General features: G+C 72.4%; 21 protein-coding genes. 11 read left to right on the forward strand and 10 right to left on the reverse strand.

Annotated features, from left to right (window positions below; genetic code table 11):
• The first annotated feature begins 36 nt into the window (after nucleotides 1-36).
• The 3 genes from E1269_RS20255 to E1269_RS20265 are packed head-to-tail and all read left to right on the forward strand — an operon-like array spanning nucleotide 37 to nucleotide 2,575.
• Nucleotides 37-930, forward strand: a complete 894-nt coding sequence (locus tag E1269_RS20255) for a MetQ/NlpA family ABC transporter substrate-binding protein (protein WP_131897881.1) — start codon at nucleotides 37-39, stop codon at nucleotides 928-930.
• Entirely contained in the window at nucleotides 930-1,916 is a 987-nt protein-coding gene (locus E1269_RS20260; RefSeq protein WP_131897883.1) for a methionine ABC transporter ATP-binding protein, read from the forward strand. Before E1269_RS20255 ends, E1269_RS20260 begins: the two co-directional genes overlap by 1 nt.
• Nucleotides 1,913-2,575 (forward strand): methionine ABC transporter permease, encoded by a 663-nt coding sequence (locus E1269_RS20265; protein WP_131897885.1) that lies wholly within the window; start codon nucleotides 1,913-1,915, stop codon nucleotides 2,573-2,575. Before E1269_RS20260 ends, E1269_RS20265 begins: the two co-directional genes overlap by 4 nt.
• 72 nt (nucleotides 2,576-2,647) lie before the next feature.
• On the opposite strand, the gene thrS is transcribed toward E1269_RS20265, so the two are convergent.
• The gene (gene thrS / locus E1269_RS20270) at nucleotides 2,648-3,910 is read right to left on the reverse strand and encodes a threonine--tRNA ligase (protein WP_131897887.1); all 1,263 of its coding nucleotides are present in this window, start codon (nucleotides 3,908-3,910) and stop codon (nucleotides 2,648-2,650) included.
• Between the two features lie 296 nt (nucleotides 3,911-4,206).
• Here thrS and E1269_RS20275 point away from each other — a divergent pair, with 296 nt between their 5' ends.
• Nucleotides 4,207-4,776, forward strand: coding sequence for an SH3 domain-containing protein (locus E1269_RS20275; RefSeq protein WP_131897889.1), 570 nt, complete (start codon nucleotides 4,207-4,209; stop codon nucleotides 4,774-4,776).
• 47 nt (nucleotides 4,777-4,823) lie between these two features.
• Here the strand turns inward: E1269_RS20275 and E1269_RS20280 are convergent, their stop codons facing one another.
• Entirely contained in the window at nucleotides 4,824-5,021 is a 198-nt protein-coding gene (locus E1269_RS20280; protein WP_131897891.1) for a hypothetical protein, read from the reverse strand.
• Nucleotides 5,022-5,133: 112 nt separating this feature from the next.
• Between E1269_RS20280 and E1269_RS20285 the strand changes: the two genes are divergently transcribed.
• From E1269_RS20285 to E1269_RS20300, 4 genes are all read left to right on the forward strand, one after another.
• Nucleotides 5,134-5,586 carry an SRPBCC family protein gene (locus E1269_RS20285; protein WP_131897893.1) on the forward strand — a complete coding sequence of 151 codons (453 nt, stop codon included), beginning with the start codon at nucleotides 5,134-5,136 and terminating at the stop codon, nucleotides 5,584-5,586.
• A gap of 45 nt (nucleotides 5,587-5,631) precedes the next feature.
• Nucleotides 5,632-7,485: a transketolase gene (locus E1269_RS20290; RefSeq protein WP_131897895.1), complete on the forward strand. Its 1,854-nt coding sequence runs from the start codon at nucleotides 5,632-5,634 to the stop codon at nucleotides 7,483-7,485.
• Between the two features lie 243 nt (nucleotides 7,486-7,728).
• Entirely contained in the window at nucleotides 7,729-8,346 is a 618-nt protein-coding gene (locus tag E1269_RS20295; protein WP_131897897.1) for a hypothetical protein, read from the forward strand.
• A gap of 71 nt (nucleotides 8,347-8,417) precedes the next feature.
• Complete coding sequence (locus tag E1269_RS20300) at nucleotides 8,418-8,924, forward strand: DUF5994 family protein (protein WP_131897899.1); 507 nt, start codon at nucleotides 8,418-8,420, stop codon at nucleotides 8,922-8,924.
• Nucleotides 8,925-8,954: 30 nt separating this feature from the next.
• Here the strand turns inward: E1269_RS20300 and E1269_RS20305 are convergent, their stop codons facing one another.
• Together E1269_RS20305 and E1269_RS20310 are read right to left on the reverse strand one after the other, a co-directional pair.
• Nucleotides 8,955-10,127 carry a zinc-dependent alcohol dehydrogenase gene (locus E1269_RS20305; RefSeq protein WP_131898037.1) on the reverse strand — a complete coding sequence of 391 codons (1,173 nt, stop codon included), beginning with the start codon at nucleotides 10,125-10,127 and terminating at the stop codon, nucleotides 8,955-8,957.
• Nucleotides 10,127-11,062, reverse strand: coding sequence for an SRPBCC family protein (locus tag E1269_RS20310; protein WP_131897901.1), 936 nt, complete (start codon nucleotides 11,060-11,062; stop codon nucleotides 10,127-10,129). Before E1269_RS20310 ends, E1269_RS20305 begins: the two co-directional genes overlap by 1 nt.
• A gap of 80 nt (nucleotides 11,063-11,142) precedes the next feature.
• On the opposite strand from E1269_RS20310, the gene E1269_RS20315 reads away from it, so the two are divergent.
• Complete coding sequence (locus tag E1269_RS20315; protein WP_131897903.1) at nucleotides 11,143-12,336, forward strand: DUF4232 domain-containing protein; 1,194 nt, start codon at nucleotides 11,143-11,145, stop codon at nucleotides 12,334-12,336.
• A gap of 203 nt (nucleotides 12,337-12,539) precedes the next feature.
• On the opposite strand, the gene E1269_RS20320 is transcribed toward E1269_RS20315, so the two are convergent.
• From E1269_RS20320 to E1269_RS32385, 3 genes are all read right to left on the reverse strand, one after another.
• Nucleotides 12,540-12,785, reverse strand: coding sequence for a type B 50S ribosomal protein L31 (locus E1269_RS20320; protein ID WP_131897905.1), 246 nt, complete (start codon nucleotides 12,783-12,785; stop codon nucleotides 12,540-12,542).
• Nucleotides 12,786-12,925: 140 nt separating this feature from the next.
• Nucleotides 12,926-13,519 (reverse strand): tetratricopeptide repeat protein, encoded by a 594-nt coding sequence (locus E1269_RS20325; protein ID WP_162606529.1) that lies wholly within the window; start codon nucleotides 13,517-13,519, stop codon nucleotides 12,926-12,928.
• Between the two features lie 44 nt (nucleotides 13,520-13,563).
• Complete coding sequence (locus E1269_RS32385) at nucleotides 13,564-13,701, reverse strand: hypothetical protein (RefSeq protein ID WP_162606530.1); 138 nt, start codon at nucleotides 13,699-13,701, stop codon at nucleotides 13,564-13,566.
• A 160-nt stretch (nucleotides 13,702-13,861) separates the two neighbouring features.
• Between E1269_RS32385 and E1269_RS20330 the strand changes: the two genes are divergently transcribed.
• The gene (locus tag E1269_RS20330; protein WP_131897909.1) at nucleotides 13,862-14,278 is read left to right on the forward strand and encodes a DUF7144 family membrane protein; all 417 of its coding nucleotides are present in this window, start codon (nucleotides 13,862-13,864) and stop codon (nucleotides 14,276-14,278) included.
• A gap of 407 nt (nucleotides 14,279-14,685) precedes the next feature.
• A complete protein-coding gene (locus E1269_RS20335; RefSeq protein WP_131897911.1) occupies nucleotides 14,686-15,363 on the forward strand; it encodes a GAP family protein in 678 nt (225 codons plus the stop codon).
• A 117-nt stretch (nucleotides 15,364-15,480) separates the two neighbouring features.
• Here the strand turns inward: E1269_RS20335 and E1269_RS20340 are convergent, their stop codons facing one another.
• The 3 genes from E1269_RS20340 to E1269_RS20350 all read right to left on the reverse strand — a co-directional run bounded on the left by E1269_RS20340 (nucleotide 15,481) and on the right by E1269_RS20350 (nucleotide 18,911).
• Complete coding sequence (locus tag E1269_RS20340; RefSeq protein WP_131897913.1) at nucleotides 15,481-15,702, reverse strand: hypothetical protein; 222 nt, start codon at nucleotides 15,700-15,702, stop codon at nucleotides 15,481-15,483.
• A complete protein-coding gene (locus E1269_RS20345; protein ID WP_131897915.1) occupies nucleotides 15,699-16,139 on the reverse strand; it encodes a DUF6325 family protein in 441 nt (146 codons plus the stop codon). The genes E1269_RS20340 and E1269_RS20345 overlap by 4 nt, the downstream gene beginning before the upstream one ends.
• Nucleotides 16,140-16,241: 102 nt before the next feature.
• Nucleotides 16,242-18,911: a winged helix-turn-helix domain-containing protein gene (locus tag E1269_RS20350; RefSeq protein WP_131897917.1), complete on the reverse strand. Its 2,670-nt coding sequence runs from the start codon at nucleotides 18,909-18,911 to the stop codon at nucleotides 16,242-16,244.
• Nucleotides 18,912-19,032 lie beyond the last annotated feature (121 nt).

Below are 19,032 nucleotides of genomic sequence, written 5' to 3' on the forward strand. Positions count from 1 at the left end.
CCCTGCGCGCCCACCCGACCGAGGAGATCCCCCGTCATGCACCGTCGTGCCTTCACCGTCACCGCCGGCCTGGCCGGCGCCGCCGCGGCCCTGCTGCTGACCGCCTGCGGCGGCGACGACGCCGCGACCGCCTCCGGCGAGTCCGGCGACCCGATCCGCATCGGCGTCGTCGGCGCCAGCGAGGACTACTGGCAGGTCTTCTACGACCTCGCCGCGGACGAGGGCATCGAGGTGGAGCTGGTGAACTTCACCGACTACACCCAGCCCAACCCGGCCCTGTCGCAGGGTCAGCTCGACCTCAACCAGTTCCAGCACCTGCAGTACCTGGCCGCGTACAACGTCGCCAATGACGACGACCTCACGCCGATCGGCGCCACCGCGATCTACCCGCTCGGCCTCTACTCGCACGAGCACGACGCCATCGAGGACATCCCCGAAGGCGGAGAGGTCGCCATCCCGAACGACGAGACCAACCAGGCCCGGGCGCTGCTCGTGCTGCAGGACGCCGGGCTGATCACGCTCGAGGGTGGCGGCAGCTCGACGTCGCTGCCGTCGGACGTGGTTGAGGAGGAGTCGCGGGTGACGGTGACGCCGGTGGCCGCCGAGCAGACCGCTACCGCCCTGAACAGTGTCGACGCCTCCGTCATCAACAACGACTTCGTCGCCGACGCCGGGCTGGAGCCGGCCGAGGCGCTGTACCAGGACCAGGCAGACAGCCCCGGTGCGCAGCCGTACATCAACATCTGGGTGGCCCGAGCCGACGACGCCGAGAACGAGACGTTCCAGCGCCTCGTCGACCTCTACCACTCACCCGAGGTGCAGGATGCCTCGTCCCAGGCCTCCGGCGGCACCGCGGTCTTCACCGACAACCCGGCCGACGAGCTGGGGGACATCCTCGGCGGCATCGAGACGGACCTGACAGCGCACTGATGGCACCGCTGATCAGCTTCGACAACGCGACCAAGGTCTTCGGCACCGGCGAGCGAGCCGTCCGGGCCGTCGACCAGGTCACCCTCGACATCGAGACCGGCGAGATCTTCGGCGTCATCGGCTACTCCGGCGCCGGCAAGAGCACGCTGGTCCGACTGGTGAACGCGCTCGGCGAGTCCGAGCTGCGCAAGCTCCGCGGCGACATCGGCATGATCTTCCAGCAGTTCAACCTCATGAGCGCGCGCACCGTCGCCGGCAACGTCGCGTTCCCGCTCAAGGTGGCCGGCTGGTCGCGGCAGCGGCGGGCCGAGCGGGTCGCCGAGCTGCTCGACTACGTGGGCATCGCCGACAAGGCCCGCTCCTACCCCGGTCAGCTGTCCGGCGGGCAGAAGCAGCGGGTCGGCATCGCCCGCGCCCTGGCGACGTCCCCGAGCATCCTGCTGGCCGACGAGGCCACCAGCGCCCTGGACCCCGACACGACCCAGGACGTCCTGGCGCTGCTGCGGCGGGTGAACCGCGACCTCGGCGTGACCGTCGTCGTCATCACCCACGAGATGGACGTCATCCGGTCCATCGCGCACCGGGTAGCGGTCATGGAGGCCGGCCGGGTGGTCGAGCACGGGCCCGTCTACGACGTGTTCGCCGCGCCCCGTGAGCGCGCCACCCACCGGTTCGTCGCCTCCACGCTGAGGGACCGGCCGACGCCGGAGACGCTGGAGCGACTGCGGCACCGCCACCCGGGCCGCATGATCACCGTCGGCATCCGGGAGGGCGGCGGCTCGGGAACCGACGTGACCGCCGCGCTGCGCGCACACGCCGTCGACGGCACCATCGTCTACGGCGGCATCAGCGAGATCGACGAGCGGCCGTTCGGCTCGCTGACGCTGGAGCTGGCCGGGACCGACGCCGCCATCGACGAGCTGATCGCGCAGCTGCGGCGGACGACTGACGTCGACGATCTCGGCACCGCGGCGGTGCCGGCATGAACCGCGACTGGGACGTCCTGACCCCGATCCTGCTGGACTCGGTGCGCGAGACGCTGTCCATCGTGTCGATCACGGTGGCGGTCGGCGGTGTGCTCGGGCTCGTGCTCGGCGTGCTGCTGTACGCCACCCGCAAGGGCAACCTGCTGCACAACGCCGTCGTGTTCACGGTGCTCAACGTCGCCGTGAACGTCGTGCGACCGATCCCGTTCATCATCTTCATCACCGCCGTCGGGCCGCTGACCCTCGCCGTCGTCGGCACCACGATCGGCAACGAGGCCGTCATCTTCGCGATGTCGATCATGGCGACCTTCGTGACCGCGCGGATCGTGGAGCAGAACCTGGTGGCCACGGACCCGGGCGTGATCGAGGCGGCCCGGGCCATGGGCGCGTCGCGGCTGCGCATCCTGGTCACCGTGCTGATCCCGGAGGCGCTGGCGCCGCTGGTCCTCGGCTACACGTTCCTGCTCATCGGCATCGTCGACATGTCCGCCCTGGCCGGCTACGTCGGCGGCGGCGGGCTGGGCAACTTCGCGATCGTCTATGGCTACCAGCGGTTCAACTGGGAGGTGACGCTGGTGACCGTGCTTGTCATCATCGCCCTGGTCCAGCTGGCACAGCTGCTGGGCAACTGGCTGGCCCGCAAGGCGCTGCACCGCTGACGCCGTGTGGCGGGTGGTGTGGTGCGGGCCACAGCGCACCAAACCACCCGCCATCACGCCCGACCACCCATCTCAGCGGGCGGCGACCGGGGCGTCCCACAGCTCGGTGCCGTGCGCCTCGACCAGCGCGGCGACGCGGGCGACCACGTCGGCCGCGGGCAGCGCCGGTAGCCGGCGACCGTCGCGCAACCGGACGGCGACGGCGTCGTCGGCGGCCTCCGCGGCGCCGATGACCGCCTGGTACGGCACCAGCCGTTCGGCCCGGATGCGCGCGCCGAGGCTGCCCCGTTCCGGGCCGGCGACCCGCACCCGCAGGCCCCGCTCGAGGCAGCGGCCGGCCAGCGCGTCGGCGGCGGCTCGCTCGGCGGCGGAGATCGGGACGACCACCACCTGGGTGGGAGCGAGCCACGGCGGGAAGGCGCCGCCGTGCTGGTCGACCAGGTGCGCGACCGCTCGCTCCAGCCCACCGATGATGCTGCGGTGCACCATGACCGGGCGGTGCCGGGCGGCGTCGGCACCGATGTACTCCAGGTCGAACCGCTCCGGTTGGTGGAAGTCGATCTGGATGGTCGACAGGGTGGTCTCGCGCCCGACGCCGTCGGCGATCTGGACGTCGATCTTCGGGCCGTAGAAGGCCGCCTCGCCCTCTGCCGGCTCGTACGGCACACCGGCGGAGTCCAGCGCCTCGACCAGCAGAGCAGCCGCCTCACGCCACCGAGCGGAGGCGCCCACGTACTTGCCGCCGACGGCCTCGCCGCGGACCCGGTCGACGCCGGCCTCGGGCAGCGACAGCCGGTAGCGCACCGGAACGATGCCCATGGCCGCGTGGGCCTGCTGGATGAGCCGCAGCGCCGCGCCGGCCTCCGCGGCCGCCTGGTCCGCGGTGCAGAAGATGTGCCCGTCGTTGAGCTGGATGGCGCGGACCCGGGTCAGCCCGCCGAGGACGCCGGACAGCTCCGAGCGGTACATGCCGCCGAGCTCGGCCAGGCGCAGCGGCAGCTCACGGTAGCTGTGCTCCCGGGCGCGGTAGATGAGGGCGTGGTGCGGGCAGAGGCTGGGCCGCAGCACGAACTGCTCGCCACCGAGGTCCATTGGCGGGAACATGTCGTCGTCGTAGTGCGACCAGTGTCCCGAGATCTCGAACAGCTCGCGCTTGCCCAGCGGCGGCGAGTACACGTGCTGGTAGCCGGCCCGCTGCTCGACCGCGTGGATGTAGTCCTCCAGCGCGTGCCGTACCGCGGCGCCGTCGGGCAGCCAGTACGGCAGCCCAGCGCCGATCAGCGGGTCGGTGTCGAAGATGCCCAGCTCACGGCCGAGCTTGCGATGGTCGTACATGTGGTCTCCTCGCGACAGTGGAGCGAGTGACGGCGCGACGACGAAGGCCCCGGGGCACTCGCCCCGGGGCCTTGGTGTGACGGACAGGTGTCAGCGCGCCGGGACGGACTCCGGCGTCGTCGTCAGTACGGCACGCTTCACGATCTCCACGCTAACAGACGACGACGGCTCGGCACCGCGGGTTTTCACCGGATGCCTCCTCGCGATGCAACCGGAGCGGCGGCTCGCGAGTGATCACAAGTGAGAAGCCGGTAGACCGGTCGTCCTCGACCGGCCGGCGACGTCAGGAGGTCATCATGATCATCCGGCATCGAGTCCGGCGCGCCGCGTTCGCGCTCGCCGCAGTCACCATCATCCCGCTCGGTCTGCTCGCCACGTCCGGCCCGGCTCAGGCCGCGAGCTACCAGGGCAAGGTCACCACGGGGCTCAACGTCCGCAGCGCGCCCACCTCGGCCTCGCCGAAGGTGGGGTCGCTGGCCGCCGGGACCACCGTCACCATCCAGTGCAAGGTCTACGGACCGTCCGTGTCCGGCAACGACCTCTGGTACAAGCTGTCCAACGGCCGCTGGGTCACCGCGCGCTACATCGCCAACATCGGCACCGCGCCGCGCTTCTGCGGCACCGGCACCGAGTACGCCGGCCGGGTGTCCAGCCAGACGTCCCTCGCCGTGCGCAGCGGCCCCAACACCGCGAACGCCAAGGTCAGCTCAATCCCGCGCGGCATGCCCGTGTACATCGTCTGCAAGGTCGACAGCCAGCGCATCGACGGCAACACCCGCTGGTACCAGCTCGTCGGCGACGGCGGCGGCCAGTGGGTCGCGGCGCGCTACGTGACGAACGTCGGCACCATCCCGCCGTACTGCTGACGGCCCTCCCCGCCGCGGGTGACGGCGTCCGGCGGCGGCCGGCGTCGTCACCCGCTGCCGAGCTCCTCGTCCTCGTCGACGTGACGCAGCTCGCCCCCGGCGCCCTGGACGACCTCGGTCTCGTCCGGGTCGGCGTGCGTCCGGGTGTCGTCGTCGACGGAGTGCACCGCCGCGGCCCGGTCGCGCTCCTCCTGCGTGGTGTGCCGGACACCTTCGTCGTGCCACTGCTCCTCGTGCTCGGTCATCGCCGACTCCCTCCGTCGTGGCCACCTCGTACCCCTTGGCCCCGACCACACGCGGGTTGGCTCGCGCCCTCGCGGGTACGGGACCATGCAAGGCGGTGCGAGGAGGGTAGAGATGATCGAGGTCAGCCTGCGGACGCCAGCGATTCCGGCGCAGCTGTTCGCCGTCCTCGCCGACGGGTGGAGCTACGCGGGTTGGGTGGTCGGCGCCTCGCACATCCGCGCCGTCGACGCCGCATGGCCAGCAGTGGGTTGCCGCATCCACCACAGCGTCGGCCCGTGGCCACTGTCGGTCCAGGACGCGACCACGGTGATAACCGTCGAGCCGGATGCGATGATCGAGCTGAACGCCCGGATGTGGCCAGTCGGCGTGGCTCGGGTCCGGGTCACGCTGCGGCCGGCCGCCGACGGCACCGAGATCGTGCTCGGCGAGGAGCTGACCGATGGGCCCGCGCGGCTGCTGCCGACGACCGTGCAGGCGACCCTGTTGCGGCCGCGGAACATGGAGTCACTGCGCCGCCTGGAGACCATCGCCCTCGGCCGGGGAGGATCCCGCGGTCCGTGGTGACCGCCGGCCGCGTTCGAAGTGCCCACGGGTGGGTACGCGCCGAGGATGAGCGACCAGAGCCCTAACCACGACCTCGACGTGGGCGAGCTGGGCCAGCAGCTGCGGGTCGACGCCATCCGGTGCTCCGCCGCCGCCGGCTCAGGGCATCCGACGTCGTCGATGTCGGCGGCCGACCTGATGGCGACGCTGTTCGCCCGGCACCTGCGCTACGACTTCGCGAACCCCGAGGACCCGAACAACGATCACCTGGTCTTCTCCAAGGGTCACGCCTCGCCGCTGCTGTACGCGCTGTACAAGGCCGCCGGCGCGATCACCGACGAGGAGCTGCTGACGTTCCGTCGGCACGGCAGCCGGCTCGAGGGGCACCCGACGCCGCGGCTGCCGTGGGTCGACGTGGCGACCGGCTCGCTCGGACTGGGCCTGCCGACGGGGGTCGGTCTCGCGATGACCGGCAAGTCGCTGGACCGCCTGCCCTACCGGGTCTGGGTGCTGTGCGGCGACAGCGAGCTCGCCGAGGGCTCGATGTGGGAGGCGTTCGAGCACGCCGGGTACGAACGGCTGGACAACCTGGTCGCCGTCGTCGACGTCAACCGGCTGGGCCAGCGCGGCCCGACCCGGCACGGCTGGGACACCGCGGCCTACGCGCGCCGCATCGGAGCCTTCGGCTGGCACCCGATCGAGATCGACGGGCACGACGTGGCGCAGATCGACCGGGCATACGCCGAGGCCGCCGCGGCCGAGCAGCCCACCGCCGTGCTGGCCAGGACCCAGAAGGGCGCCGGAGTCGCCGCCGCGGCCGACCGGGAGGGCGGGCACGGCAAGCCGCTCTCCGACCCCGACGAGGCGATCGAGGAGCTCGGCGGCGCCCGCTCGCTGCGCGTGCACGTGACGCCGCCGGACGGCCGGGGCGTGCCACACAGCTTCGGCGAACCGGGCACCGTCAAGCTGCCGTCGTACGAGGTGGGCACCGAGGTGGCTACTCGGGACGCGTTCGGCGACGCGTTGGCCGCCGTCGGCGCGGCCCGCCCGGAGGTCGTCGGCCTGGATGCCGAGGTGGCCGACTCGACCCGGATGGAGACGTTCGCGACCGCCCACCCGGAGCGGTTCTTCCAGTTCTACATCGCCGAGCAGCAGATGGTTGCGGCCGCCATCGGCATGCAGGCCCGCGGCTGGATCCCGTACGTGTCGACGTTCGCCGCGTTCCTCACCCGCGGGTACGACTTCGTGCGGATGGGCGCCATCGGCGGGGCGGACCTGCGGGTGGTCGGCTCGCACGCAGGAGTGTCGATCGGGCAGGACGGCCCGTCGCAGATGGGCTTGGAGGACCTGGCCCTGTTCCGGGCCATCCACGGCAGCGTCGTGCTCTACCCGTGCGACGCGAACCAGACCGCGTCGCTGGTGGCCGCGTTGACCGACTACCCAGGCGTCGGGTACCTGCGCACCACCCGCGGCGCCACCCCGGTCGTCTACGGGCCGGACGAGGAGTTCACCATCGCCGGCAGCCGGGTGCTGCGCGCGTCCGCGGCGGACCAGGTGACTGTGGTTGGCGCCGGCATCACCGTGCACGAGGCGCTGGCCGCAGCCGACCAGCTGGCCGGGGACGGGATCGCGGTCCGCGTGATCGACCTGTACTCGGTGAAGCCGGTCGATGCGCAGACGCTGCGCGACGCCGCGCGCGAGACCGGGCGCATCGTCACCGTCGAGGACCACTGGCCCGAGGGCGGGATCGGCGACGCCGTCATAGACGTGTTCGGGCACGGCGAGCAGGCACCGGTCGTGCTCAAGCTGGCCGTCCACGGCATGCCCGCCTCCGCCGCGCCGGACGAACAACTGCGCGACGCCGGGATCGACCGGCAGTCAGTCGTCGACGCGGTGCGGTCGCTCCTGGCGCCGGAGTAGGCGCGACCACGCCGGCGGCGCGAAAGCCCACCCGGCGTGACGACGGCCACGGCGCCAGGAGGATCAGCGTAGTGTGAGGCTGTGACCACCTGGGCCACCCGTGTCGGTAGCCACCGTTGTCAACCATTCGTTGGCATCAGGGGCGATGACCGGGCGTTCGCCCGCGCGTACCAGACCGATCCCTGGTGCTGGTCCCCCGAGCTGGGCTTTCACCGTGCCTCCGATCCCACTCGAACCGTCCATTTGAGCGTCAGCCAGACCAGGATGGTCGGCCCGGCGGCCATCAGCCGGCAGCAGGCGCTTGCCCTCGGATACGGGCACGGCACGTCCAACGGGTCGGTGTTCGACGGGATCTCACCGTTCGTATCCCAGCTCTGCGAGATCGGTGCGCACGTGACGTTCACCGATCCGACGCCGTTCGCGGTGTTCGGTCGCGAGGCGCGCGCCTACGAGCTCCTGCGGGTCCTGCCGGCGAGCCGGCGCAACCGGGTCCACCGCGAGGTGTTCCGCGCGGCCTACCGGCTGATGCGGCCGCTGCCCGCGGACCTGGACCGATGGCTCGGCATGCTCGACACGGCCTCCGCCGGTCTCCCGCTGTCCGCCGACGACCAGGCATGGATCGAGGGGCACGCCGACTCCGCGTGGCGCCAGCGCAACACTCCGGCCGGACGGCGCGCACTGGCGGCCGGCCACGCGCTGCGCGGCATGCGTTACGGAACCGAGGCGCGCCTGAGCCGAGCGCTGGTCGAACTCTTCGGTTCGGCCGGCCCCGACGAGGCCGCCGCGGCACGATGGCTGTGCCGGGTCGGAAGCGTCATCCAGGTCAGCGCGGATGGGGCGTATGCTGAAGTATCGCCCTGACACGTGGGCCTTGTGGCCCGCAGCTGCGGCGTGATGATGCTCGGCCGTCCGGCCGGAGACAGGCGGCGCATATGCGCCAGGTACCGACTCCATTCCATGGCGACATCGCCACCGCCCGCATCGCCTACCGCATCTCTCGACCTGGTGACCACCCCCGTCTGCACGGCGTGTGGTGGCCTCGGTCCGACGATCTGACCCAGGAGCTGCCGGCCCTGGTCGGCGCCCTGGACAGCAGAGGGTTCCGAACCGAGTGGGTGTCGCTCGACCGCCGGATCTGGGGCATCGTCGCCGGGCAGATGCTCGTCGCCGGCCGGATCGTCCGCCTCGGCCTGTTCCGCTCGATCGACCCGCACGTGGTGAGCCTCAGCGCCCATGACGGCCGTGCCCGCATCGACCTGATGGTCGTGCCGGCCGCCAGCCACCCGGCGCTGGCAACGACGGTGTTCGCCAGGGTCCTGCACTGGGACAACCGCAGCACCGCGAGCGCGACCTTGGCAGCCGCCGCCGCGGCCTGGGACAACGGCGAAGCAGAGACCCCGCAGCCGATCAGCGCCCGTCTCGGCTGGAGAGCGTCCTGACCGTGTCGCGAAGACCGCTCCCCGCTCCGGTCAGGTGGTGAGCACCACCTTCGTGCACCCGTCCCGCTTGTGCTTGAACAGGTCGTAGCCGCGCGGCGCCTCGGTCAGGGGCAGACGGTGGCTGATGACGACGGTCGGGTCGATCTCGCCGCGGCGGACGCGCTCCAGCAGCGGGCGCATGTACCGGTGCACGTGCGTCTGCCCGGTCCGGACCGTGATGGAGCGGTTCATCAGCGACCCTGTCGGGATCTTGTCGCTCAGCCCGCCGTACACGCCGACGACGCTGACGGTGCCGCCGTTGGCGCAGGCCAGGATCGCCTGGCGCAGCGCGTGTGGGCGCTCGGTCTCCAGCCGGGCCAGGTGCTTGGTCTTGTCATAGGCGTTCAGGAGGGACACGTCGGTGTGGGCCTCCATGCCGACCGCGTCGACGCAATGGTCGGGCCCGCGCCCGGCGGTCAGCTCGCGCAGCTCCTCCAGGACGCTGGTCTCGGCGTAGTTCACCGGGTGCGCGCCCCACTCGTCGGCGGCCAGGCGTAGCCGCTCCGGGAACCGGTCGACGGCGATGACCATCGACGCGCCCAGCAGGTAGGCGCTGGCGATCGCGAACTGCCCGACCGGTCCGGCACCCCACACCGCGACGACGTCGCCGTCGCGGATCCCGCACATCTCCGCGGCCATGTACCCCGTCGGCAGGATGTCGCCGAGGAACAGCACCTGCTCGTCGGTGAGGTCGTCCTCGATCTTCAGCGGCCCCACATCGGCGAACGGCACCCGGACGTACTCGGCGTGGCCGCCCTGGAACCCGCCGAGCAGGTGCGAGTACCCGAAGATGCCGGCCGGCGAGTGACCCATCAGCTTCTCGGCCAGGGCGGCGTTGGGGTTGGAGTTCTCGCACAGCGACCACAGGTCGCGCTGGCAGGCCCGGCAGGCACCGCACGCGATCGGGAACGGCACGACGACCCGGTCGCCCGGACGCAGCCGCGTCACCTCGTCGCCGACCTCCACGACCTCACCCATGAACTCGTGTCCGAGCACGTCGCCGGGCATGGTGGCGGGGATGTACCCGCTGTAGAGATGCAGGTCGGAGCCGCAGATCGCGGCCGTCGTCACGCGGACGATCACGTCCATGCCGTCCATCAGTGCCGGGTCCGGCACGTCCGCCACGGCCACCTTTCCCGGAGCCTGCCAGCACAGCGCCTTCATCATGGCCTCTCATCCACCCGATCGGGATGCGGCTGGGCCGCGGGCTGCAGCGCCTGCCGGGCCGCGTCGGCGCCCCAGGGCATCGCGTCGCTGCGCGTCACCCGTCCGGTCTCCACGACCTGCTTGAACCGGCGCAGGTCGTCGCGGACCTGCTGCTCCGGCTCCTCGCCGACGGCGGTCGCCAGCGCGGTCCCCACCATCCCGCCGGGGACGTCGTAGTGCAGCACCACCCTGACCTCGGTGCCACGCTCACCGGAGGCCGGCGCGAAGTGTACGGTGCCGGAGTTGTCGACGTCGCCGCCGGGCACCGACCGCCAGGAGATGCGCCGGCCGGCATCGTCGCCGGTCAGCTCGGCGTCCCATTCGACGGTCCGACCGATCGGCGCACTCACCACCCAGTGCCAGAGCCGGTCGCCGCGCGGCGTCACCGACCGCACGTGGCGCATGAACGACGGCAGCCGCTCGAAGTCTCGCCAGATCGCGTACGCCTCGGACGGGTCGCGGTTCACCGTGATCGACGCGCTCAGCTTCAGCGGACCGGGCCGCCCCGCGCCGAACTGGTTTGCGCGGCGGGCGTCGACCGCGGCGTACACGTCCAGAACGGTCACGGCGCCGACGCCCGCCATCGTCACGGCCAGGCGGCGGCGCCGCAACCCGTCCCGGCCCGGGAGAGCCAGCGCGATGACCGCGAGGTCCACGACGTCGCCGGCGACCCTGGTCCACACCATCCGCGGCGGCCCGGCCAGCAGTGCGGCCGCGTGGCCGAGCTCGCGCACCCCGGTCGTCCGGATCACGACCGGCGCGGCCGGGGAGTCGTCGGCCCCTGTCGCCCTGGCCACCCGGTTCGGTGCCGTCAGCAGCGGCACCGCGAGGCCGAGGCTCGCCCACCCCAACGCCCGCGCCAGCCGATCGTGCGCCCTGTGCCTGTCCTTCATGAGGGCTCCTCCCCGCTGCGGTCGATGCGGGCCGGGTACCCAATGCCGGTGCCGCCATTCGGCCGCGTAGTGTCACGCTCGTGCGCCTGCGTCCCGTTCGGGTCCTCGTCCTCGTCGTCGCGGCCGCCGCCGGCCTCGCCGGCTGTGCAGACCCTGCCGCCGATCCCCGTTCTGATTCCGCCGAGCCGACCGGGCCGACGCCGGCCGACCTCGTTGAGCGGGCCCGCGCCCTCTCCGGGGTCGACGAGGTGAGCCTCGTCTATGTCGACCCGGAGGGCACGGAGCACGACACGCCGCCGGAGGACGCGAGCGACCGGGCCGGCTGGGTCGCCCGGATCGGGATCGTCCACGAGATCGAGCTCGGTGCCGGCTGGGTGGCCGAGACCGTGACGGAACTGCGGCCCGAGGAGGTGGCAGGCGCGCGGCCCGCCGTGGAGATCTGGAGCTACCCGGACGCCGTCGCGGAGGTCGCCGCGCTCGCTTACCCGCTGGCGGCGGACGGCGCCGACCCGGTGCGCGAGGCGTTCCTGATGGCAAGCATCCCCGGCGTGGTCAGTGCCGCCTTCGACGGCCGCGGCGCCGACGTTCAGGTCGGCGACGAGTCCGACCTGGCCAAGGCCGGCGATGTGGCGGCCGTCCACGGCCTCGCCGTCGACACGGTCAGCACCGCGGACGGCACCGCGACCCTCGCCGTCGCCGACGTCGCGCCGCGGCCGGAACCCATCACCGTCCCGCTGCCGTGGCCCGACGACCCCGCCGCGCCGGACTGTGCCCCCGGCCAGCTGTTTCCGGCGATCGCGGGCCACGACGCCGCCACCGGGCACCGGGCCATGATGGTCACCGCGACCAACGTCGGCGCCGAGCCGTGCGCCGTCGAGGGCTACCCGGAACTGGCGTTCCGGGCCATCGACGAACGCGCGCTCGACGTCACCGTCGCGCCCGGCCCGTCGTTCATGGCACAGGACCCCGGTGCGACGCGAGTCGTCGTCCCGCCCGGCGCCCGCGTCGTCGCCGTCGTCGGGTGGAACGCGATGCCCACCGCCGAGTACCCGGAAGGCTCCGGGAACCGTCCCGCGTCCACCGCGGAGGTGCTGCTCAGCCCGACCGCCGGTGGCGAGCCGGCCGAGCTGCCGCTCGCCTCCCACCACCTGACGCCGGAGCAGGCCCAGGCCACGGACCTCGCGGGCTCGTGGGACCCGATCACGACGCTCGACATCGTCGACGGTGGTGTGGTCGAGGTCACCGCGTGGGCACCGGAGGGCACGTCTCCGTGATCATCGGTGGGCGTCGAGGTATCAGAGGTCGGCGCAGCTATCAGGGGGCGGCGAGAGTGCGGGCACAGGCTCGCGTTCGCTGTGCCTCATGATCATCAACGATCGCTGACATCTCGCGGATCGTTGATCATGGGCTAGAGCAGCTTCCGAGACCGTCGAAAGGAGACCTAGTCCATGATCAACGCGACGTGGGGGGTCTGGGCTCAGTTCTGGCCGAACCGGCGGCGGAACTTCTCGACCTGGCCGGCGGTGTCGAGGATGCGCGAGCGTCCGGTGTAGAACGGGTGGCTCGCGGCCGAGATCTCGACGTCCACCACAGGGTAGGTCTGTCCGTCGGTCCAGACGACGGTGTTGTCCGACGTCGCGGTCGAGCGGGTCAGGAACGCGGTCCCGGCGCCGTTGTCGCGGAACACCACGGGGTGGTACTCGGGGTGGATGGTCTTCTTCATCAGGTCTGTCCTCTCCGTCCCACCACCGAACGGCTAGTGGGAATCACTCTCATCTAACCGGTGGGTGGCCGCGGATGTTCCCGCCCGCCCCCGACGTGCTCGGTGTGGGTCTGTACGTGGACGCGGAGCTGGCCGGGCGGTCAGGCGTCTTCGGCGTCGTCGACCGCGGCCTGGAGGATGGCAGTGCTCACCGCGATGATCTCCTGGTCGTGCCGGTCGGCGGGCAGGTCGAGCTGGCGGCGCACGGCGGCGCGCCCGATGAGCAGCGTGAGGAGGGCCTCGTGGTCGTCACGCTCGGCACGGTCGACACCGACGGTGAACCAGTGGTGGGCCTCGTCGATACGCCCGGCGTCTTGGTAGGCGTGCGCGAGCATCTCGTACGCCTCGGCGTCGACGCCGTCGCGATGGTTCAGCTGGGCGGCGACCGCGTCGGCCTCGTCGCCGCGGCCCGCCTCGAGCAGGGTCTGGACGAGGTGGAGCCGCGGGTCGGGCGTACTGGGGCCGCCGAGCCGGATCGCGCGCCGGAACGCCTCGGTGGCACGGTCGAGGTCGCCCGCCAGCCGCCACAGGGAACCGGCGCGCACATAGAGCTCCGCCGGGCGCAGGCAGTCGCCGGGATGAGGGTCGGCGGCCCACGACTCGAACTGCTGGGCAGCGACGGCGGCGTCGCCTCCGGCCCTGCCGGAAGCGTCACATCTGTCGACCTGCACCTCGGTCAGGAACGTCCGCGCCATGTGTGCCCATCGTAGACCCGGCCCCCACACCGCCGGGCGCTCCCTCACCGCGTGAAGAACTCTTCCAGCCGCCGCGGCCGGCCGGCTGCAGGTCGGCGGCGCCACAGGGTCGGCTGCGTGACGGCGGCCAGGCGCTGTGCGGACCACTGGCGCACGCCCTCGCCGTCGACCTGGTACGGCACCTCGTCCGGCGATCTGCGGCGCGTTCTCCTTCGGTGTCACCGTGCTCATCTCCAGTGCTCTCGGTCGACACCCCGACGAGATCACCCGGCGCGGGTGATGTGGTCCCAACCACGCGCGACGAGCCTGGGAGGAGACCTCGCCGTAGCGCAGGAGGACATCATGACCGACTTCCGATCGGTGACCGACGAGACCCGGCCGGCGCCCGCGTGGGCAACGGGCGGCCTCATCTTCGCCGCCACGATGATGATCATGCTTGGCGTGTTCCAGGCGCTGCAGGGCCTGGTGGCCATCATCGACGACGACTTCTTCGTCGTCCTGCCCAACTACACCTTCGACCTGGACATCTCCGCCTGGGGATGGACACATCTGATCATCGGCGTGCTCGTCGCGGTGGCCGGCTTCTACCTGTACACCGGAAGCGCCGTCGCCGCCGGCGTGGCCATCGGCCTGGCCGGGATCAGTGCGATCTCCAACTTCTTCTTCATTCCGTACTACCCGTTCTGGGCCCTGCTGATCATCGCGATCGACATCTTCGTGATCTGGGCGATCGCCCGGTCCGGGATCTTCGACGGCTGACCGGCCGCCGAGACGTCCGCGCGATCGCCGTGCCGGCCACCTCAGGGTGGCCGGCACCGCTGCGCAGGGTGGCCGGAGCAGCAGGGCGGGCCGGCCCCGTTCCCCCGACGCAGGACCGGCCCGCCGTTCCCGGATGGCTCACTCGGCGAAGGTCTCCCGCAGCTTCTCCTCCTGCTGGACGCGTCGCCTCCGCCGTCGCCGGCTCACCATCGTGCTTCGCGCGGGCGCCCGCGGCCTCACCTCAAACGGGTGATCTCGTCCACCGCCGACCAGGTCGCGGCGGAGCCACGGCCGTCGGTGCGCCGCATCGTCGCCGGGGCGGCGGTCCCAGGCCTTCACCCGCCGCGGGTGAGGCGGCAACCCGAACGGCGCCGCGATCATGACTGCGACAGCGTGGGGGGTGCGGGATGGGCGAGGCGATCGGGCAGACCATCCCGCTTGGTGTCGGGGTCGCGCTGAGCCCGCTGCCGGTCGTCGCCGTGGTCCTGATGCTGGGCAGCCGGAGGGGCCGGTCCAACGGGCCCGCGTTCCTGATCGGTTGGCTCCTCGGACTGGTGGTGGTCGGCAGCGTGGCGCTGCTGGTGGCCGGCGCCCTCGGACCGACCGACGAGGGCGAGCCGGCCGCCTGGGTGTCGTGGGTGAAGCTGGCTCTGGGCGTGCTCGCGCTGCTCCTGGCGGGGCGGACGTGGCGGGACCGGCCCACCGGCGGCCACCGCCCCGAGCTGCCGTCGTGGATGCGCACGGTCGACGGGTTCACCGCCGGCAAGGCGCTCGGTCTCGGCGCCGGGCTGTCCGGCGTCAACCCGAAGAACCTCATGCTCACCCTGGCCGCCGGCGCGGTGATCGCGCAGACCGGCATCCCGGCCGGCGAACAGGCCGTGGCCCTCGGGGTGTTCGTGCTCATCGGGGCGCTCGGCCCGGGCGTCCCCGTGGTCGGCTACCTGGCGCTGGGCGAGCGCGCGGAACGGATGCTCGGCGAGCTGCAGACCTGGATGGTGCGGCACAACGCGGCGATCATGACCGTGGTCGTCCTGGTCATCGGAGCGAAGCTGATCGGCGACGCCGTCGCCGGCCTGGCCGCATGACGAACGGCGGACCACGCGCCGCGGCAGCCGCGGCGGTCCGGTTCCACTCCTCCGGCGGCGCGCCGACATTGTCGCGGGTGCTGCTGGCCGACGCGGCGATCACCCTGGACAGGTCGGTCACGGGTCATGGACGTCCTCACCGAGACCGAGCAGCGGCCGTCCCGCGACGGCCGGCGAGGACGAGCTGGGCGGCGACGGCACGGGCTGAGCGGTGGCCAGCGGCCGGCGGCTGGCGACCGCGTGCGTGACGACGTTGCGGATGACCCGGGGGGTGCCGTCCAGGACGGCCGCCGCGGTGACCGTCCCCAGCAGGCCGGGCCGGTCGAAGCGTCCGGTCATCGGTTCCCCCTCGTCCGGTCCGCCTCCTCGACGGCCCGCAGCGCGTCGTCGGCGGTCTCCGACGGGATCAGCACGTTGAGCGCGACCTGGCCGCCGGCCTCGCCGATCGCCTCGGAGACCCGGCGCACCCAGGTGTTCTCGTAGGCGATCACGACGGCCGAGCTGCCGGCTTCGAGCGTCTCGGCGACGATGGCGATGTCCTCGTCGTTGAGCAGGTCACGGCCGGCGACCTCGACGTCGGAGAAGCCGAACAGCTCGCCGCCGTCGGCGAACTCCAGGACCCGCAGGTCTCCGTGCGGATCCCGGCTCACGAAGACCACGTCGAGGAGGGTGACGTCACCCATCTCGACCACACCGCGCAGCGCCTCCACCGCGAGCGGCTCCACCCGCTCGCCCGGAAACGTCAGGATCAGCACCTCGACCGACCGGAACCTCATCCCGGTCCCCGGCTGCGCGTGCTCATGGCCACCCCCATGTCCTGCCAGCCAGTTGCCAGTGTCGCCGGGGCGCGGTGGGCTGGCCTCACCCGCCGCGGGTGACTACAGCAGGCCCAGCTCGCGGGCCCGGTCGACGGCCTGTCGGCGGCTACCCACGTCGAACTTGCGGTAGATCGCCTTCAGGTGCGTCTTGACGGTGTTGACGCTCAGCACGTGGGCACCGGCGATCTCCTCCAGCGACAGCAGCGACGGGAGATCCCGCAACAGCTCCAGCTCACGGGCGGTCAGCGCCTCGCCGGCCACCATTCCCGACCGGTCCGCCGTCCCGTCGTCGCCGGTCATGGCCGCGACGGCGCCCCTGGCGAACGCGTCGTGCTCACCGAAGCGGCCCTCGCCATGTATCAGCAGGGACCGTACCCGGCCCGACGCCGCCGCGAACTCGCGGAGCATCCGCCGCGGCGCGGCCAGCGCCAGGGCGTTGACCAGCGCCTCGTGGGCCCGGGCCGGCTCGTCGAGCTCCGCGGCGAAATGCGCGGCGAGCAGCCAGGCGGAGATCTGCGCGCTCACAGCGTGGCAGGCCACGGCGTCGGTGAGCACCGGCGCCAACGCCGTGCGGGCGGCGGCCTTCCGGCCATCGTGCGCGTGCACCATCGCCCGCATGACCATCACGTCGCCGGCCGCGCCGAGCAGCTGCTCGGCGCGCCCCAGCACCTCGGCCGCGGCGATTCGGTCGCCGGCTGACAGCGCGACCTGCAGCTCGGTCATGCAGAAGAAGCTCGCGCTGACCGGCAGTACCTTCGGGTCGTCGTCCGGCCAGGCCCGGCGCAGCAGCCGAACCGCGTCGCGCCGGTTGGAGACCTCCTCGGCGGCGACGCAGGCGCCGAGCAGTCGCGCGGACAGCTCCACCTCGGGCTCGAGGTCGGCGTCGATCGCCGCGACCAAGGTCAGGTACCTCGTCGTCTCGGCAGTGTCGAGCCGTTCCCAGGCGCCACCGGCCGCCAGCAGGTACACCGGTGCCATTCGGGCGGTCGACGACCAGCCGCGTTCGGTCGCGAAGTCGATGGCCACCTGCGTGCGCCGGATGATGGTCGCGATGTCCCGCCCCGCGGCCGCGGCGCTGACCGCGAGGTAGGTCAGGCAATCCAGGGCGAGCGCGTCGCGGCCGTCGCGCCGTGCCATCCGCAGCGCGGCCTCGAGGTCGGCCTCGCCGAGGTCGTAATCGCGGAACCACAGCCGCAGCACGCCGCGGTTGACCGCCGCGAGCAGCTGAAGGTCCGGCTCGGCCGGCACCCGCAGGTCGCTGCGGTCGATGAGCTCGGTGAGCCGGTCGGAGCGGTCGCCGCGCAGCCGCGCCTCGTACATCAGCGCTGTCGTGTGCAGCAGCTGGAGCCTGGGCTCGCGGTGGCTGGCCGGGTCGCGGCCGACCCGGTCGATGAGTCGCCGCGCCGTCGCCAGCGCCCCGTCCTCGAGCGCCGCCAGCGCCGCGATCAACGCCGTCGACGGGACCGCCAGCAGCTCCGGCGGCAGTTCCCGGACCGCCCGGGTGAGCCGCGCGGAGTCGCCGGACAGGAGCAGCACCAAGCCGTGCTGGTTCAGCAGCTCCGACACCCGCCGCCAGTCCCGGCCCAGCGCGGCGTGATCGAGTGCGAGCCCCGGCATGCTGTGGTCGGCGAACCACCGCGACGCCACGACGTGGTGCCGCCGCTGCGCCTCCAGGTCGCGCCGGCTCCCCTCGGCCAGCAGGAAGCTGCGCAGCAGGCCGTGCACGCGATAGGACGCCGGCGATCCCACCCGGTACACCAGGGCGTTGTCGCGGGCGAGCTGGGCGAGCACGGCGCCGGCGTCGGCGCGCCCGGTGAGCCGGCTGGCCAGGTCCGCCGTCAGCGTCTCCGCCACCGCCGTGGTGAGCAACAGGTCCACGGTGTCGTCGGACAGCGCGGCCAGCACCTCTGCCACGAGGTAGTCCGCCAGCGGGCGCTCGTCGCCGGCGAACCCGGCGATGTAGGTGGTCACGTCCGCCTGCGACGACAACGACAGGGCCGCCAGGCGCAGTCCCGCGGCCCACCCCTCGGTGCGCTCCATCAGCAGCGTGAGGTCGGCGTTGGCCAGGCGCAGCCCGTGGGCGCTCAGCAGCCGCCCGGCCTCCGCGCGGTCGAACGCGAGATCGGCCGCGCGCAGCTCGCCGGCCTGCCCGTCCAGCATCAACCGCGCCAGCGGCAGGGGCGGGTCGAACCGGCTGCCCAGCACGATCCGTACTCCGGCCGGCCGGTACCGGATCAGCCCGCCCAGGCCGAGCAGCCCTTGCTCCGACGTGATCTCGTGGACATCGTCGATGACGATCCACAGCGGTTCACGCAGCTCGTCGACGGCGTGGACGAAGGCGGACAGGAAGCCGCTGTTGCCGGCGTCGACGGGTGATTTCAGCGCGCCGAGCCGCACCTCCGCGGCGCTGTCGACGCCCCGGACCGCCCGCCCGCACGCGCGCAGGACCCCCGACCAGAGCACGAACGGATCGTTGTCGTGCTCGTCCAGCGACAGCCAGGCCACCGGGACGCCGTCGAGGCGCAGCTTTCGGAACTGCTGTGCCAGCAGCATCGTCTTGCCCGCCCCGGCGGGCGCGGAGACCAGCGTGACCGCGCGACCCGCCGACTCCGCGGACTCGATCTCGCGGAGCAGTCGAGTACGGGGTACCGCGCTGACCGGCATGCGCGGAACACGGAGCTTCTGTTCCAGCACCCGCGCACGCCCCCCGTTGGCGGCGTCGGCGGCCACGATCTTCACCTTAGCGGCGAAAGGGCCACAGAGAGCCGATATCCGGCGGCTCACTCGATGTCATGTCGATCCTGGCCCCCGGCCGCCGGCTCCGGCACACACCTCACCCCGGACGGGTGAA

The organism is Jiangella asiatica, assembly GCF_004349065.1.
GTDB classification, from domain to species: Bacteria; Actinomycetota; Actinomycetes; order Jiangellales; family Jiangellaceae; genus Jiangella; species Jiangella asiatica.